Raw genomic sequence first — 14,148 nt, forward strand, 5'->3', positions numbered from 1 at the left:
CGTGGTCAGGACATCAGTCACCTAGTCGCGTTCCATAAAGCAACGCCAAGTCACACAAGCGGCTCTGCATCGCGATTCAAAGTACGAATCGTGGTGCAGAGCCGCTTGTGTGATTGGCTAAAACCGCTTTATATCTCAGCCTCGTTGGCTTGCCATGTGGGCCTTAATGGTGGCTGACTGCTTCTGGTTGATTGGCATCGATCGGCGTCATCTTGTAATAGCGATCAAGGTTATGGCCAATGTAATTGATGCCTTTCATGACTTCGCGGCGCGTGACGATCCCAGTGAAAGTGCCATCTTCTTGCACAACTGGCAGAAACGGATTATCAACAAGCAGATGTAAAACATTCTCGATATCATATGGATTCTGAATCGTCACAACGTCGGTTTGCATCACGTCTTTGACGCACATATCGTCTAAAATCGCCAAATCCAAATCGTCCAGGCCAAGCATTTTGTCGGTGATCATGGCCAAGGACAAAAGGCCTTTGAAGTGGTCTTGGTTGTCTAGAACAGGAATCTTCGCGTAACGCATCTTAGTCAGCACCAAGAACGCATGGCGCAAAGCATTGTCGCAGTTGACGCTGGCAACCATCTCTGAGGGAATCATGAAGTGGTTGCGATTTTCTATCATCATGTGGTCGATTGCTGGATTTAACATTGCACTTCTCCTTCTTGTTCCTTCTATATTCTACCGCATTTGTCGATGTGAGCGCATCCATCAGCAAAAAACTTTACTTGGGCTTAATCGGCATTTACTATGGAGCTATAAATTGGTACCATGGTCATCGTATGCTAACTTTTGAAAACTTTCATTTGGAGGAAACACATGACTTACGATCTTGGCGTGCGACTGGCGGCCGAATTTATTGGCACTGCCATCATGGTTGCACTAGGCAACGGCTCCGTTGCCAATGTTGATTTAAAAGGGACTAAAGGAAATGGTTCAGACTGGATGTTGATCGCCGTCGGTTACGGGGCCGGCGTGATGATCCCAGCCATGATCATCGGCGGAATTTCAGGAAACCACATCAACCCAGCCTTCACGCTGGGTTTGGCGGTATCCGGGATGTTCCCTTGGTCAGAAGTTCTGCCTTATCTCTTAGTACAATTTGCCGGCGCAATGTTTGGCCAGCTGATGGTGGTTGCCGCATACAAACCTCACTACGACCTCACCACCAACCCGCAGCACATCCTCGGCACGTTCAGCACGATCAACGCGACCAAGAGTCAACTCAATGGCTTCATCAACGAATTTATTGGTTCATTCATTCTTTTCTTTGGTGCCTTGGGGATCACGAAAGCCCCCTTCTTTGCCAATAACTTAGGCACCGCCCATATGTCGTTAGGCTTTCTGGTCGGCACCTTGGTTGCCAGCTTCGGCGGCCCCACCGGCCCAGCGCTGAACCCAGCGCGTGACCTTGGGCCGCGCTTGATCCACCAATTCTTGCCGCTAAAACATAAAGGCAGCTCCGATTGGGGTTACGCTTGGGTACCAGTCGTGGCGCCAATCTTAGCCGGGATCTCGGCCATCGCCTTATACAAGAACTTATTCATGTAAAATTCAACTGAAAGCGGCACCGTTGCGATGGCAACGGTGCCGCTTTTTTGCCGATTAACGGCAGATCAATTTGTTTGCACAGGTTTGGCTGCTTGCGCGGTTTGTTGCAGATCATGCTTGCCATAGTTGATCAAGCGCATTGCGTTGAAGATCACAACTAAGATACTGATTTCGTGAACGAACATGCCGCTGGCCATGTAGATGAAGCCGGCAATCAAACCAAGCAGCAAGAAAGCGACGACCCCGATGGCGATCACAATGTTTTCCCGGGTGTTCAACACAGTCTTCTTGGCTAACTTGAAAGCGTGGACCAACGCTTCAAAACTCGATTGCATCAAGACAATGTCTGAAGTTTCAATGGCCACATCAGTCCCGGAACCCATCGCAATGCCGATATCAGCTGTGGCCAAAGACGGGCTGTCATTGATCCCATCACCGACAAAAGCGACCTTGCGCCCTTGTTCTTTGAACGCCTTAACAAACTTGACCTTCTCATCCGGCAATAAATCGGCATGGACTTCATCAATGCCCAGCTTTTGGGCCACATAATTTGCGGTTTGGGCATTGTCGCCGGTCAACATCACCAGGTGCTTGGCACCAGCTTGCTTTAACGCAGCCAGATTCTCCTTCAAATCAGTCCGGATCACATCGGCAACGCCGATAATAGCTGCCACTTGACTGTCGCGGGCGATGATCACAACGGAGCTGCCGCTGGCTTGTAAGTGACTGAGGTCAGCTTGTTGTTGGTCACTTAAAGCAACCTTGTGGCTGGCTAACAACTTGGCGTTGCCCGCGCACAGCTTGTGGCCATCAACTGTTGCACTGATACCTTGGCCCTTGATGGTTTGACTGTTTTCAAGCTTTGTTTGCTTGTAATCAAAGCCTTGTTCATCGGCATAAGCGATGATCGCTCGGCCCAAAGGATGATCAGAAACTGCTTCAACCGCCGCTGCCGCAGTGAGGGCTGCCGCTTTGTCTTGGGTGTAGGTCAAGACTTTGGTAACCGCGGTTTTGCCTTCAGTCAGCGTACCGGTTTTGTCAAAGACGAAGGTGTCGATTTTGGAGAACGTATCCATTGCTTCGCCGCCTTTAACCAAGATCCCGCGCTTGGCGCCGTTGCCGATCCCAGCCACGTTGGAAACTGGCGCGCCGATCACCAATGCCCCAGGGCAGCCTAGAACTAACACCGTGATGGCTAACTTAAAGTCGCGGGAGAAAATGAAGACCAACAACGCGATGACTAAAACCGCGGGTGTGTAGTATTGGGAGAAGCGATCGATGAACTTCTCGGCGTGAGACTTCGTGTCTTGCGCGTCTTCAACCAGTTCCACGATCTTGGCAAACGTGGTATCATCACCGACTTTAGTGGCTTTGATCTGCACATAACCGTTACTTAGCAATGAGCCGGAATACACCTGATCGCCGGCAGCTTTGCTGATTTCCTTGGATTCGCCGGTGATGGCAGATTCGTTGGTGTAGCCTTGGCCGTCAACCACCACGCCGTCTACGGGAATCGAGCCGCCGGTTTTGACCAGCACGATGTCGCCTTCATCCACGTCGTCAACGTCAACGTCTTCAGTCGTCCCGTCTGGCTGCACCACCGCTGCAGTCGTCGGCGCCATTTCGGTCAAGGACTTGATCGACTCGCGCGTCTTTGACAGCGTCTTTTGTTCCAAGAAGTTCCCAAACAAGAACAAGAATGTGACAATGGCGGATTCGTTGTACTCGCCGATAATAAACGCCCCGACCACTGCAATAGTGACCAGCAGTTCAATCGAAATCACCTTGACCTTCAAGGCCTGAACCGCATGCAAGGCGATCGGCAACACGGCAATGATTGACGCGATGATCAACGCCGCGTTATACACCAAGGTGTTCTGCGCCAGATATTTGCTGGCGTAACCGATCACGATCAACACCGCAACGATTGCTGTTAAATGATTTGTATGCTTTTGGAGCCATAATTGAAACTTCATATTGACACCCCATCTCTTTGATTTACAAGTACAGCTTAACCCGGCGCGCATCAAACAAACTTGACGCAGATCAAGTTTGGCAATTTTATCAAGATTTGGGTAAAAAAAAGCGGTCCTGCGCCGAAACGCAAAACCGTTGCCATATTAGCGGGAAAACCGTCGCGTCAACTTTGCCACCGTCTGCCCGTCGCGGGTGTGGTACGTCACCGTAAATGCTGTCGGCGTGATATCGATCAGCGCATAAGTGCCATGCAAGTTGGCAAACTCACCGCGCGGCTGGGCAATGCTGCCAGGGTTAAGCACCAAGATACCGTCATGCATCTCGACGCCGAGTTGATGGGTATGGCCAAATAACGCGATATCCGCTTTAGCCGCTTGGGCCGCGGCAATCAGCGGATCCAGCGTGAAATTAACGTTGAAGCGGTGGCCATGGGTCATAAACACCGTCACTGAAGCCAACACCTCGGTATCCGTCAGCGGATAGTCACTGTCAAAATCCATGTTGCCAGCGACAACGTGATAAGTTTGCCACAACGGATCGCTTGCGGGAAGCTCTGAATCGCCGCAATAGAAATAAGCCGCAGCTTCTGGTGCATAAGTTAAGATCTGCTCGAGAATTGTGCGATCACCATGGGTGTCGCTAACGACAACAATTTGCATCACAGCTTCTTTCTGCCGGCCGCCCCGGCAAACCAACCATCCCACTGCGCTTCAAGTGCGCGCAAAGCGTTGCCGCGGTGGCTGATGGCATTCTTCTCATCGGCAGTTAACTCCGCCAAGGTTTTATTGAGCTTAGGCACGAAGAAATACGGATCGTATCCGAAGCCGTTGTCTCCTTGCGGCAAGCCCACAATGCGCCCGTCGATTTGCCCAGACACTACCAGATCATCTTTTGGCTGGTTGGGTTTGGCCAAAGCCAACACGCTGACAAAATGCGCCGTGCGTTCTTCTGGCGGTACCCCGGCAAGCTCGGCAATCAGTTTGGCGTTGTTGGCCGCATCGTTGTGCCCTTTGCCGGCATAACGCGCTGAAAACACCCCTGGCTGGCCGCCTAAGGCATCAACTTGCAAGCCGGAGTCATCGGCTAGCACCGGCAGTTCCAGCATCTGAGCGTAGCCGTCAGCCTTCAAGCGCGCATTCTCTTCAAACGTCGTGCCGGTTTCTTGCACCGTCGGCATTTCTGGAAAATCACTCAGGCTCTTCACTGCCACGCCAAGCTTGGCAAACATCGCCGCGATTTCTTTGACCTTGCCGGCATTCTTAGACGCCACCACCACCGTCGTTGGCAAACTCGTCACCACATCTTGGGGTTGATCATCAATGGTCACGCGCTTAGCATGCACCGGTACTTGCAGCCATTCTGAGGCGATCGTCTCAAACATCGCCGCTGAACCAGTGGTGTAATATTCTCGCGTGGCCGGTTGCGAATCGGTGTTGGCTAAATCAAAATAATCAAGCAGCATCGACACATCGCTAACGGTTTCTGCCCCAGAGTCGATCAAGCGCACATGCGGCCCCATCACGTTCTGGATCAAAGGCCGCAACAATGGATAATGCGTGCACCCCATCACCAAGGTGTCGATATCTGTGCCGACCAAAGGCTGCAAGGTTTCAGCAACGACTTTCTTGGCCACTGCCGACTTTGTTTCGTTAGACTCTACAACAGAAACAAACTTCGGTGCCGCCAAGCTGGTGACTTTAGCTCGCGCATCTTTGCCTTTGATGGCTTTGGCATAAGCATCTGAACGCACTGTGCCGATCGTAGCGATCACGCCAATATGACCGGTGTGGGTGTTGCGCAGCGCAGCGCGGCTGCCAGGTAAAATCACTCCAATCACTGGAATGGAAAGTTTAGCGCGTAAATCATCAAGTGCAGCAGCAGTAGCGGTGTTACAAGCCACCACCAACATTTTGATGTGTTTGTGCAGCAAGAAATTCACCATTTGCCAGGTGAACGCCCGCACTTGCTCAGCAGGCCGCGGACCATAAGGCAACCGTGCTTGGTCACCTAGAAAAACGAAATTTTCATTAGGCAGTTGCCGCAGTGCCGCTTTGACCACGGTCAACCCCCCAACGCCAGAATCAATAAAGCCAATTGGCTGAGTATTCATAAGTTGCCCCTTTCTTCTGAACTTTCATTGTCGCCGCTTTTGGCCAAAATTTCAAGTCGCATGCAACCAAGGACATGAGTATAATGGGATAGAATAGGAGGATCCTCATGGCGAATAGTTTTCCTGAACTCTTAAACCTACCAGCAACCGGGCCGTTGTTTGGCCAACTGATGTTGCGCGATTTATTGCTGCCGGATCTGCTCGGCAAAGAAACAGAGGCCATCACATATTGGGCCGGGCGCAGCTTAGCGCGGCGCCTGCCAGTCAATGAAGATGACCTGCCGGAATTGTTTACCCGCGTGGGCTTTGGCACCTTAACGCCTTCAGCCAGCAAGAAACACCAGCGGGTTTATACCCTCAGCGGCACCACGGTAGCCACGCGCATGGCGAATTTCGCTGAGCCTGACTTCCGACTTGAAGCCGGCTTCTTGGCCCAAAGCCTCCAACAAGAATTCGGTTGTGTCGTTGAAGCGTCTCCCACAACTGATCAGCACAAGCATGTGGTCACTTTAACCGCAGTACTTGATACCAAGACCCCGCAACCCAAAACCGAGACTCACATCACTTTACAAGCTTTGTAACGCGCTCAAAAAAGCGCTTCTGCAGCCAACGGCTATTCAGCCATGGCGATGCAGAAGCGCTTTTTGCGTGATGCGATTATTGTGCGGTGTATTTGTCGAGGATCTCGTTAAGTTGATCTTTGGTGTGATAACCCACGATCTTCTCCACAACATTGCCGTCTTTCTTCACCAACAAGGTCGGAATGGCCATGATGCCAAAAGACTGAGGCGTGTTCGGGTTTGCGTCGACATCCATCTTCACAAACTTCACGTCGCTGCGGCTATCAGCCAAAGACTCAACGACAGGGCTTTGCATGCGGCAAGGACCGCACCAAGTTGCCCAGAAATCAGTCAAAGTCACGCCGGTACCAGTTTCGGTTTCAAAATTCTGATCGGTAACTGCTTGAACCATTATGCTGCCTCCTCTTACTTTTCGTAACTATATCATACCACGATGCGTCAACAATTGCCAATAGATTGTTTACAATGCAGTTGTGGCGCCGAACTTCGCACAGATTCAAGATGCGCCGTTACAGTCATCACCCAGCACGCCGAGTTCGCCCGTGACGCATCACCATCACTTCACGATGGTTTGATTGGGCGTGTTGTTATTGATTGATGACTACACTTGACCGAGACCACAACTGATAATGACGATTTACCCATGAGGGCTATCGCCAACTCATATCGGTGACGTCACGTTTATCAAGTCGTTCAATATCCAGATTTAAATTGTGCAGCTGCGCAAAGCAACGCGGCGTGATATCAGTCGTGACGCCGCTAAACCCGCTTTGCTCCGCCCTCGGGATTACTTGAACTGGACAATCGTAGCCCCTGAACCCCCAGCATTTTGCGGGGCGAAGCCGAACTTCTTGACTTGGCGATTGCGCTTGAGGTATTGGGTAACCCCATTTCTTATCGCACCGGTGCCTAAGCCGTGGACGATCGTCACTTGTGCATACCCGGCTAATAACGCCGCATCGATATATTGATCGAGATTCGTCATTGCTTCTTCATAGCGCTGGCCGCGCAAGTCTAATTTGGTGCTTGGCCCAGTGGCGCCTTTGACTACCGTCACGCGGCGCTTAGGCTCACTGGCCTTTTCGGGCTTTACCTTCTCCAAATCAGCAGTTGGCAGCTTCATGCGAATGATCCCCATTTGCACTTCCCAATGCTTCTCATCAACTTGCTTAAGCAATTCGCCAGTTTGATCATATGACAACACCCGCACGCTGTCGCCGCGATGCAAGGCTTGTTTGTTCTTGGCTTGGCGCAAGATGCGATTCTTCGGCTGCGCTTTATCTTGATGCAAGTTCTTGAGCTCAGTGGAGGCTTCAATCAGTTTGTTTTCTTTGACGTTGCCGCTGTTTTCCATTTGCATCTGGCGCAGATTCTTGATGATCTTATCAGCTTTGGTTTGCGCTTTATCAACAATGGCATTAGCTTGGTCTTTGGCCTTGTCCAATTGACGCTCGCGTTCAGTGAAGAATTCCTCATACGCAGACTTTAATTGGTCATGCAGCTGCTGGGCTTCTTCAAGCTGGTGGCGTGTTTCTAAATACTCGGTTTCAGCAGCTTTGCGTTGGGATTCCAAGTCGGAGATCATATTGTTGAGCTCATGAGAGTCATCAGCAATCAACCCTTTGGCCGCTGCCACAATCGCCGGATCAAGCCCCAAGCGCTGCGAAATATCAAAGGCATTCGAGCGCCCAGGCACCCCGATCAACAACCGATACGTGGGCTGCAGCGTCGCCGAATCAAACTCCATTGAGGCGTTGATGGTCCCTGGGGTATTGTAGCCGTACAACTTCAATTCCGGATAATGCGTGGTCGCTACCACGCTGGCCCCGGCTGCACCAACGGCATCCAAAATCGCGATCGCTAACGCCGCGCCTTCTTGCGGGTCAGTCCCAGCGCCTAATTCATCAAACAACACCAACGCGCGCGGATCCATTTGATCCAAGATCCCGACAATGGTTTTCATATGCGACGAGAACGTCGACAAACTTTGTTCGATCGACTGTTCATCCCCAATGTCCGCAAAGACGTTAGAGTACACCCCGATCGTTGATTCGGCTTCTGCCGGGATAAACAAACCAGATTGGCCCATCAGCTGCAACAAGCCTAAGGTCTTCAGCGTGATCGTTTTGCCACCAGTGTTGGGGCCGGTGACAACGATGGCTTGATAGTCAGCGCCTAACGTGATGGTGTTGGCCACGACTTTGTGGCGATCGATCAGCGGATGCCGCGCTTGGATCAAGTCGACATGATTCTCGGCTGACACCAACGGTTCTGTCGCATGGATCTGCTTGGCATATTTGGCCTTGGCATTGATGAAGTCAAAATGCCCCAGCACCTGCTCATTGGCCGCTAACTCCTTGGTATAAGGGGCAACAGCTTCAGACAGCTCAGCCAAGATCCGCTCAATTTCAGCTTGTTCTTGCAATTGGGCTTCACGCAAGCGGTTGTTCATATCGACAATGGCTTGCGGTTCAATGAACAGCGTTTGACCACTGGCAGATTGGTCATGCACCACGCCGCCAAATTGACCGCGATATTCGGCTTTGACCGGGATCACATACCGGTCGTCGCGAATAGTGATGATCGGATCAGACAAGTATTTTGCCGAACTGCCATGGGTGTAATTCTCCATGCGCCCACGGATTTCTCCTTCTAAGCGGCGGATCGCCTGGCGAATGCCGTGCAATTCCGGGCTGGCTTCATCGGTAACGCTGCCGTCTTCATCTATGGCGATCGTCAAGCGCCGCTCCAAAGCCGGCAAACTGGTGAGTTGTTGTTGCAAGTCATACACGCGCCGCAATTCCAAGCGGTCTTGTAAGTCGTTTAAGAATTTATCAACGGCGCTGACGGTTTTCAACACGCGGCCTAACCCAGCAAGTTCACGACCGTTTAACACCGCACCAATATCCACGCGGCGCAACGCCGGATGGCTGTTTTCCAGTTGCGGCACCGGAATCCCACCGGCTAAGCGTAAGATCGACGCGCCATCTGCAGTTTCATCCAGCGCTTGTTGAACTTGTGTTGCGTCACTTGACGGCGCCAGTTTGGCCACCAATTCACTACCAGCAGCGGTATTGACCAACCCTTGCAAAACGGCGCGGATCTTGCCATATTCCAATGTTGTCAAGATTTTAGTATTCATAATTCCTCCATATTACAAAACGACGGCCCCACCGATCGGTGAGTGCCGTCGTTTCTATGCTGCAAGCCATAAGTTCGTGAACAGTTGCGTCAACCATGGCGTATAACGCACAATGGCCCCACCAACTGCGGAGTTCGCCAACATGTCTTGAATGCCCGCCACTGGAATCAGCGCCAGCAAATACAACAACATGAAAACAAACAAGTAGCCCATCAAAAAGTTCATGACGCCGCCAGACACGTTGCTTAACATGCGGTCGCCGGTTTTGTATGTTAAGTCGTGAAACCACAACGCCACAAAGCGCGTCACCAGCCACCCGATCATCAACATAAACACAAAAGCGACGCCGTTATAAAACCCATGATCTAGCGTCAGTCCCACTTGATGGGTAAAGAATACGAACTTGCTTTGTTCTGTTGCGCTAGGATATGGGACCCATTGCGTGAACACGCCTGCTAACGGCAGATAACAGGCTTTGGCCAACAAGAGACTCAACAGGTAGCCGATGACATGCACCAGCTGCAGCCACATCCCCCGTCGCGCACCAGAATAGAAAAAATACGCCAATACGGCGATGACGATCAACGATAACATTACTTGTCCTCTTGCGCTTGATTTGCTTCACTAGCAGCTTCTTTGACCCGATCTGATACAGCGTTGAAGGCCAATAGCACAGCGGCGTCTTGCAAGCTCAACTCCGGCGCAAGGGCTTTGATCTGTTCGAGTTGCTGATTGAGTAACGCCGTTGTCGCTTTGAAATGCTCCGGCGTCCCTGGACCGATGATCGTGTATGTTTTGCCTGCGATCTCGGCTTTAAACCGCCGCTTCTGTGTGGCCATGACCATACCCCCTACTCGCACAAATGCGTGCGCACTGGAATCATTTTACCATGAATGACGCCATTAAAAAAGCCGCGCAACAGTGCGCGGCTCATTGACGGCTAGTCGTCTTGTTGATCTTCGTCGTCTAAGAAGGTATTTAGGACTTCTTCGACCATTGCCCATTCGTCGTCGTCTTCAATCGGATACAAATCGCCTTGGCTGGCATCACCGTTGGCGTCCGGGGTGAAGGAGAAAGCTTGGATCTCAACTTCTTCATCGTCTGAGGCGCTTTGTGGGTAAAGTAAAACATAACTCTTGCCGTAGTCTTCAGAATCGAAGGTGAACAGGACTTGGTACAATTCTTCATTGCCCTTGTCATCGATCAAGGTGATCAATTGTTCGTCTTCACCTGGGTGGAGATTTTCTTGTTCTGCCATATATTTCCTCCTAGCCTTTGGTTAGGCGTCCGTGTGCATCGAGATAGTTCTGTAAGATCATCTGAGCCGCCAGCTTATCGATCACTTGCTTTTGCTTCTTGCGGCTGGCATCGGCTTCTTCGATCAGCATGCGACTGGCTTCAACGGTTGTCAAACGCTCGTCGGTGAAGTCCACCGGCAAGTGGAAGCGTTCTTCAAGCATCGCCCCATACTCACGCGCTTTTTGCGCCCGCGGGCCTTGGGTGTTGTTCATATTCTTCGGCAAGCCGCAGACAAAGCCGGTTACATCATATTGCTTGGCGATTTCTGCCACGCGATCCAGTCCGAACTCACCTTTGTCTTCGTTGATGCGGATGATCTCCAAGCCTTGGGCCGTCCAGCCCAGCGGATCACTCAGCGCAATGCCGACGGTCCGCGAGCCGACGTCTAAACCCATCAAACGCATTAATCTTTCTCCTTGCCGAGATAGTTACGAACGAGCTCTTCTATGATCTCGTCACGCTCGTGTTTGCGAATTAAATTACGGGCATCGTTATACCGCGGGATATACGCCGGATCGCCGGAGATCAGATAGCCGACAATCTGGTTGATCGGGTTGTACCCTTTTTCTTCCAGTGAATTATAGACGGTTTCTAATGTTTCATGAACATTCTTGGGATCGTTGTCGCGAAAATCAAAGTGGACGGTTTGATCTAATGTGCTCATTCTTAACACCTCTATTCTGTCCATTTACACCCTTATTCTACTTGAAACCATGCGAAATAACAATCGTACCACGCGCTTTTAGGCGACGTTGTCAGGCCCGTCAACACGATTTGTGCACTATGCCGAAACGTTTGGTTTCAAGAATATCTCGCGCTTTGATCACTTCGCAGCTAAGACAGTTTTGGCTTCTGCCAAAGCATCGGCGATCCCGGATGGGTTCTTACCGCCGGCTTGGGCCAAGTCTGGTCGGCCGCCGCCGCCGCCTTGGACCTTAGGCGCAATGGCTTTGATCATGTCGCCGGCTTTGACGCCTTGTTTAATGGCATCGGCACTGGCAGCCACTAACAAGTTCGCCTTACCATTAACGGCTGTGGCCAAAACCAACACATCAGAAGCGTGCTTAGCTTTCCATTGATCAGCCAATTGCCGCAGTTCGTTCATCCCTGCGACTTTTAATTCCGCAGCAATCAATGAGAACTTACCGGCAGGCTGGGCACTGTCAAACAATCCGCTGGCTTGTTGCGCCGCCAATTTCGCCTGCAAAGCATCAACCGCCTTTTGTGAGGCCTTGAGTTCTTGTTGCAGGCTTTGGACCTTAGCCGGCACGGCGTCAAGTTGTTCGCTCTTAACGGCTTGGGCGACTTCATTCAATAAAGCCTCTTTGTGGTTCAGGTATTCGAAGGCTTCTTTAGACGTTACGGCTTCGATCCGGCGGGTACCGGCACCGATGCCTGATTCGCTGGTGATCTTGAACAACCCTAAAGCGCTGGTGTTGTCAGGATGAGTGCCGCCGTCAAATTCCTTATTGAAATCGCCGATGGTCACCACGCGCACGGTGTCGCCGTACTTGTCGCCAAACATCGCAATGGCGCCTTCTTTCTTGGCGTCTTCCAGCGGCATTTCTTTCCAAGTGATCGGCAAAGCACGCCAGATCTGAGTGTTAACAATTTGTTCGATTTGTTGCAGCTGCGCGTCGGTCACTTGACCAAAGTTAGTGAAGTCAAAGCGCAAGTAATCTGGCTCCACCAGCGAACCCGCTTGATGGGTGTGATCGCCTAGCACCATGCGCAAGGCAGTGTCCAGCAAGTGAGTGGCGGTGTGGTTCATCGACACCTTCTTGCGGCGTTCTAAGGCGACTTGCAGCGTATAAGTGGCGCCTTTCTTCAAGGTGCCTTCGACGTCAACGGTATGCAGGTTCTGGCCATTAGGGGCATGTTGCACATCTGTGACTTTGGCTACCACCGCGCCGTCTTCGTCGATGATTTCCCCATGGTCAGCCACTTGGCCACCCATTTCAGCATAGAATGGCGTCTTGTCAAAAATCAGCTGGGCCACCCCAGCAGTGGCTTGATCAACCAAGGTGTCATCAACGATCAAATCTTCCAAGACAGCTTGATCTTTGGTATCCGTCCAGCCAGTGAACTGACTTGGCGTTTGAATGCTCATCAGCAACTTGTCTTGGCTGCCCATGGATTGCGCATCGCCGCGCGCTGCTCGGGCGCGGGCACGTTGGGCTTCCATGTTGGCTTTATAGCCATCCATATCAACGGATAAGCCTTCATCTTCAGCCAGCTCTTGGGTCATTTCCACTGGGAAGCCGAAGGTATCAAACAACTTGAAGGCCGTAGCGCCAGGCACCACAGTTTCCCCTGCTTGCTTCAAGTCGGCAATGGTTTGGTTCAGCAAAGCCACGCCGGCATCCAAGGTTTCGCGGAAGCGCGCTTCTTCAGAGCGGATAACCTTCTCGATGAAATCTTTGTTCTTTAAAACTTCAGGGTAATAGCTTTGCATGATCTGGCCAACGACTGGAACCAATTGATACAAGAAGTCATTATCGATGCCCAGCTTCTTGCCGTTTAATACCGCGCGGCGAATCAAGCGCCGCAACACATAACCGCGCCCTTCATTAGATGGCAAGGCGCCGTCGCCGATGGCAAAAGTCACTGTCCGCGCGTGGTCGGCAATGATCTTAAAGGAAACATCATCTTTGGCGTTAGCATTGTACTTCTTGCCTGCCGACATTGCTTCTGTCTGCTTGATGATTGGCATAAACAAGTCAGTTTCAAAGTTGGTACGGGTGCCTTGGATCACTGATACCAAGCGTTCCAAGCCCATCCCGGTATCAATGTTCTTGTGCGGCTGTTCAACATAGCGGCCGTCTGGTAAGTGGTTGAATTCAGAGAACACCAGGTTCCAAATTTCTTCATAGCGTTCGTTCTCGCCGCCAGGATAGTTTTCTGGGTCGTCTTCCGGAATATCATTGAAGCTTTGGCCGCGATCAAAGAAAATCTCTGAGTCCGGGCCACAAGGGCCTTCACCGATATCCCAGAAGTTGTCTTCAACTTCAAAGATACGGTTTTTGGCTAAGCCCACCTTCTCGTGCCAAATGCGCTTAGCATCTTCATCTTTGGGATAAACGGTGACATACAACTTGTCTTTATCCAAGCCCAGCCACTGATCAGAAGTCAGAAACTCCCAAGCCCATGGGATCACTTCTTCTTTGAAGTAATCGCCAACTGAGAAGTTGCCCATCATTTCAAAGAACGTCAAATGACGCGCAGTCTTGCCAACGTTTTCGATATCGTTGGTCCGAATCGATTTCTGCGCGTTAGTGATCCGCGGGTTCTTCGGCACCACAGAGCCATCAAAGTATTTCTTCAAAGTGGCCACCCCAGAGTTGATCCACAATAAAGTAGGATCATCCACTGGAATCAAGCTGGCAGATGGTTCAATATCGTGCCCTTTGGATTTAAAGAAGTCGAGAAACATTTGCCGGATCTCGGCACTGCTAAGTTGTTTCATAATTTCCTCCTA

The 14,148-nt window shown here is 51.2% G+C and carries 14 protein-coding genes; 2 read left to right on the forward strand and 12 right to left on the reverse strand.

The annotated features are described in order from the left end of the window. Nucleotides 1–163: 163 nt before the first annotated feature. Nucleotides 164–661: a cyclic-di-AMP-binding protein CbpB gene (gene cbpB / locus ACGG90_RS01495; protein WP_390404948.1), complete on the reverse strand. Its 498-nt coding sequence runs from the start codon at nucleotides 659–661 to the stop codon at nucleotides 164–166. A gap of 168 nt (nucleotides 662–829) precedes the next feature. Between cbpB and ACGG90_RS01500 the strand changes: the two genes are divergently transcribed. Beyond that, entirely contained in the window at nucleotides 830–1,561 is a 732-nt protein-coding gene (locus ACGG90_RS01500; RefSeq protein WP_390404950.1) for an MIP/aquaporin family protein, read from the forward strand. 65 nt (nucleotides 1,562–1,626) lie between these two features. Here ACGG90_RS01500 and ACGG90_RS01505 read toward each other — a convergent pair whose 3' ends face one another. The 3 genes from ACGG90_RS01505 to racE form a co-directional block, all read right to left on the reverse strand. After that, a complete protein-coding gene (locus ACGG90_RS01505) occupies nucleotides 1,627–3,537 on the reverse strand; it encodes a heavy metal translocating P-type ATPase (protein ID WP_390404952.1) in 1,911 nt (636 codons plus the stop codon). Between the two features lie 144 nt (nucleotides 3,538–3,681). Further along, on the reverse strand, nucleotides 3,682–4,197 hold the full coding sequence (locus ACGG90_RS01510) for a YfcE family phosphodiesterase (protein WP_390404955.1): 516 nt from the start codon (nucleotides 4,195–4,197) through the stop codon (nucleotides 3,682–3,684). Further along, nucleotides 4,197–5,648, reverse strand: coding sequence for a glutamate racemase (gene racE / locus ACGG90_RS01515; protein ID WP_390404958.1), 1,452 nt, complete (start codon nucleotides 5,646–5,648; stop codon nucleotides 4,197–4,199). Before racE ends, ACGG90_RS01510 begins: the two co-directional genes overlap by 1 nt. Nucleotides 5,649–5,755: 107 nt before the next feature. Here racE and ACGG90_RS01520 point away from each other — a divergent pair, with 107 nt between their 5' ends. Continuing rightward, nucleotides 5,756–6,229, forward strand: coding sequence for a DUF2507 domain-containing protein (locus tag ACGG90_RS01520; protein ID WP_390404960.1), 474 nt, complete (start codon nucleotides 5,756–5,758; stop codon nucleotides 6,227–6,229). A gap of 76 nt (nucleotides 6,230–6,305) precedes the next feature. On the opposite strand, the gene trxA is transcribed toward ACGG90_RS01520, so the two are convergent. The 8 genes from trxA to alaS all read right to left on the reverse strand — a co-directional run bounded on the left by trxA (nucleotide 6,306) and on the right by alaS (nucleotide 14,136). Further along, nucleotides 6,306–6,620, reverse strand: coding sequence for a thioredoxin (gene trxA, locus ACGG90_RS01525; RefSeq protein ID WP_390404963.1), 315 nt, complete (start codon nucleotides 6,618–6,620; stop codon nucleotides 6,306–6,308). Nucleotides 6,621–7,016: 396 nt separating this feature from the next. After that, on the reverse strand, nucleotides 7,017–9,371 hold the full coding sequence (locus ACGG90_RS01530; RefSeq protein ID WP_390404964.1) for an endonuclease MutS2: 2,355 nt from the start codon (nucleotides 9,369–9,371) through the stop codon (nucleotides 7,017–7,019). 54 nt (nucleotides 9,372–9,425) lie between these two features. Next, a complete protein-coding gene (locus ACGG90_RS01535) occupies nucleotides 9,426–9,965 on the reverse strand; it encodes a CvpA family protein (RefSeq protein ID WP_390404967.1) in 540 nt (179 codons plus the stop codon). Beyond that, nucleotides 9,965–10,210 carry a cell division protein ZapA gene (locus ACGG90_RS01540; protein WP_390404969.1) on the reverse strand — a complete coding sequence of 82 codons (246 nt, stop codon included), beginning with the start codon at nucleotides 10,208–10,210 and terminating at the stop codon, nucleotides 9,965–9,967. Before ACGG90_RS01540 ends, ACGG90_RS01535 begins: the two co-directional genes overlap by 1 nt. Before the next feature lie 101 nt (nucleotides 10,211–10,311). After that, nucleotides 10,312–10,629 carry a DUF1292 domain-containing protein gene (locus tag ACGG90_RS01545; RefSeq protein WP_390404971.1) on the reverse strand — a complete coding sequence of 106 codons (318 nt, stop codon included), beginning with the start codon at nucleotides 10,627–10,629 and terminating at the stop codon, nucleotides 10,312–10,314. A gap of 10 nt (nucleotides 10,630–10,639) precedes the next feature. After that, entirely contained in the window at nucleotides 10,640–11,074 is a 435-nt protein-coding gene (ruvX, locus tag ACGG90_RS01550; protein WP_390404974.1) for a Holliday junction resolvase RuvX, read from the reverse strand. After that, entirely contained in the window at nucleotides 11,074–11,334 is a 261-nt protein-coding gene (locus ACGG90_RS01555; protein WP_390404977.1) for an IreB family regulatory phosphoprotein, read from the reverse strand. Before ACGG90_RS01555 ends, ruvX begins: the two co-directional genes overlap by 1 nt. 159 nt (nucleotides 11,335–11,493) lie before the next feature. Next, complete coding sequence (alaS, locus tag ACGG90_RS01560; RefSeq protein WP_390404979.1) at nucleotides 11,494–14,136, reverse strand: alanine--tRNA ligase; 2,643 nt, start codon at nucleotides 14,134–14,136, stop codon at nucleotides 11,494–11,496. Nucleotides 14,137–14,148 lie beyond the last annotated feature (12 nt).

The sequence above is a fragment of the Lacticaseibacillus jixiensis genome, from assembly GCF_042847315.1.
In the GTDB taxonomy this organism is placed as follows: Bacteria; Bacillota; Bacilli; order Lactobacillales; family Lactobacillaceae; genus Lacticaseibacillus; species Lacticaseibacillus jixiensis.

Coding starts and splice junctions, on each gene's coding strand:
- cbpB (WP_390404948.1), bottom strand. CDS start 661: ATGTTAAATCCAGCAATCGACCACATGATGATAGAAAATCGCAACCAC.
- ACGG90_RS01500 (WP_390404950.1), top strand. CDS start 830: ATGACTTACGATCTTGGCGTGCGACTGGCGGCCGAATTTATTGGCACT.
- ACGG90_RS01505 (WP_390404952.1), bottom strand. CDS start 3,537: ATGAAGTTTCAATTATGGCTCCAAAAGCATACAAATCATTTAACAGCA.
- ACGG90_RS01510 (WP_390404955.1), bottom strand. CDS start 4,197: ATGCAAATTGTTGTCGTTAGCGACACCCATGGTGATCGCACAATTCTC.
- racE (WP_390404958.1), bottom strand. CDS start 5,648: ATGAATACTCAGCCAATTGGCTTTATTGATTCTGGCGTTGGGGGGTTG.
- ACGG90_RS01520 (WP_390404960.1), top strand. CDS start 5,756: ATGGCGAATAGTTTTCCTGAACTCTTAAACCTACCAGCAACCGGGCCG.
- trxA (WP_390404963.1), bottom strand. CDS start 6,620: ATGGTTCAAGCAGTTACCGATCAGAATTTTGAAACCGAAACTGGTACC.
- ACGG90_RS01530 (WP_390404964.1), bottom strand. CDS start 9,371: ATGAATACTAAAATCTTGACAACATTGGAATATGGCAAGATCCGCGCC.
- ACGG90_RS01535 (WP_390404967.1), bottom strand. CDS start 9,965: ATGTTATCGTTGATCGTCATCGCCGTATTGGCGTATTTTTTCTATTCT.
- ACGG90_RS01540 (WP_390404969.1), bottom strand. CDS start 10,210: ATGGCCACACAGAAGCGGCGGTTTAAAGCCGAGATCGCAGGCAAAACA.
- ACGG90_RS01545 (WP_390404971.1), bottom strand. CDS start 10,629: ATGGCAGAACAAGAAAATCTCCACCCAGGTGAAGACGAACAATTGATC.
- ruvX (WP_390404974.1), bottom strand. CDS start 11,074: ATGCGTTTGATGGGTTTAGACGTCGGCTCGCGGACCGTCGGCATTGCG.
- ACGG90_RS01555 (WP_390404977.1), bottom strand. CDS start 11,334: ATGAGCACATTAGATCAAACCGTCCACTTTGATTTTCGCGACAACGAT.
- alaS (WP_390404979.1), bottom strand. CDS start 14,136: ATGAAACAACTTAGCAGTGCCGAGATCCGGCAAATGTTTCTCGACTTC.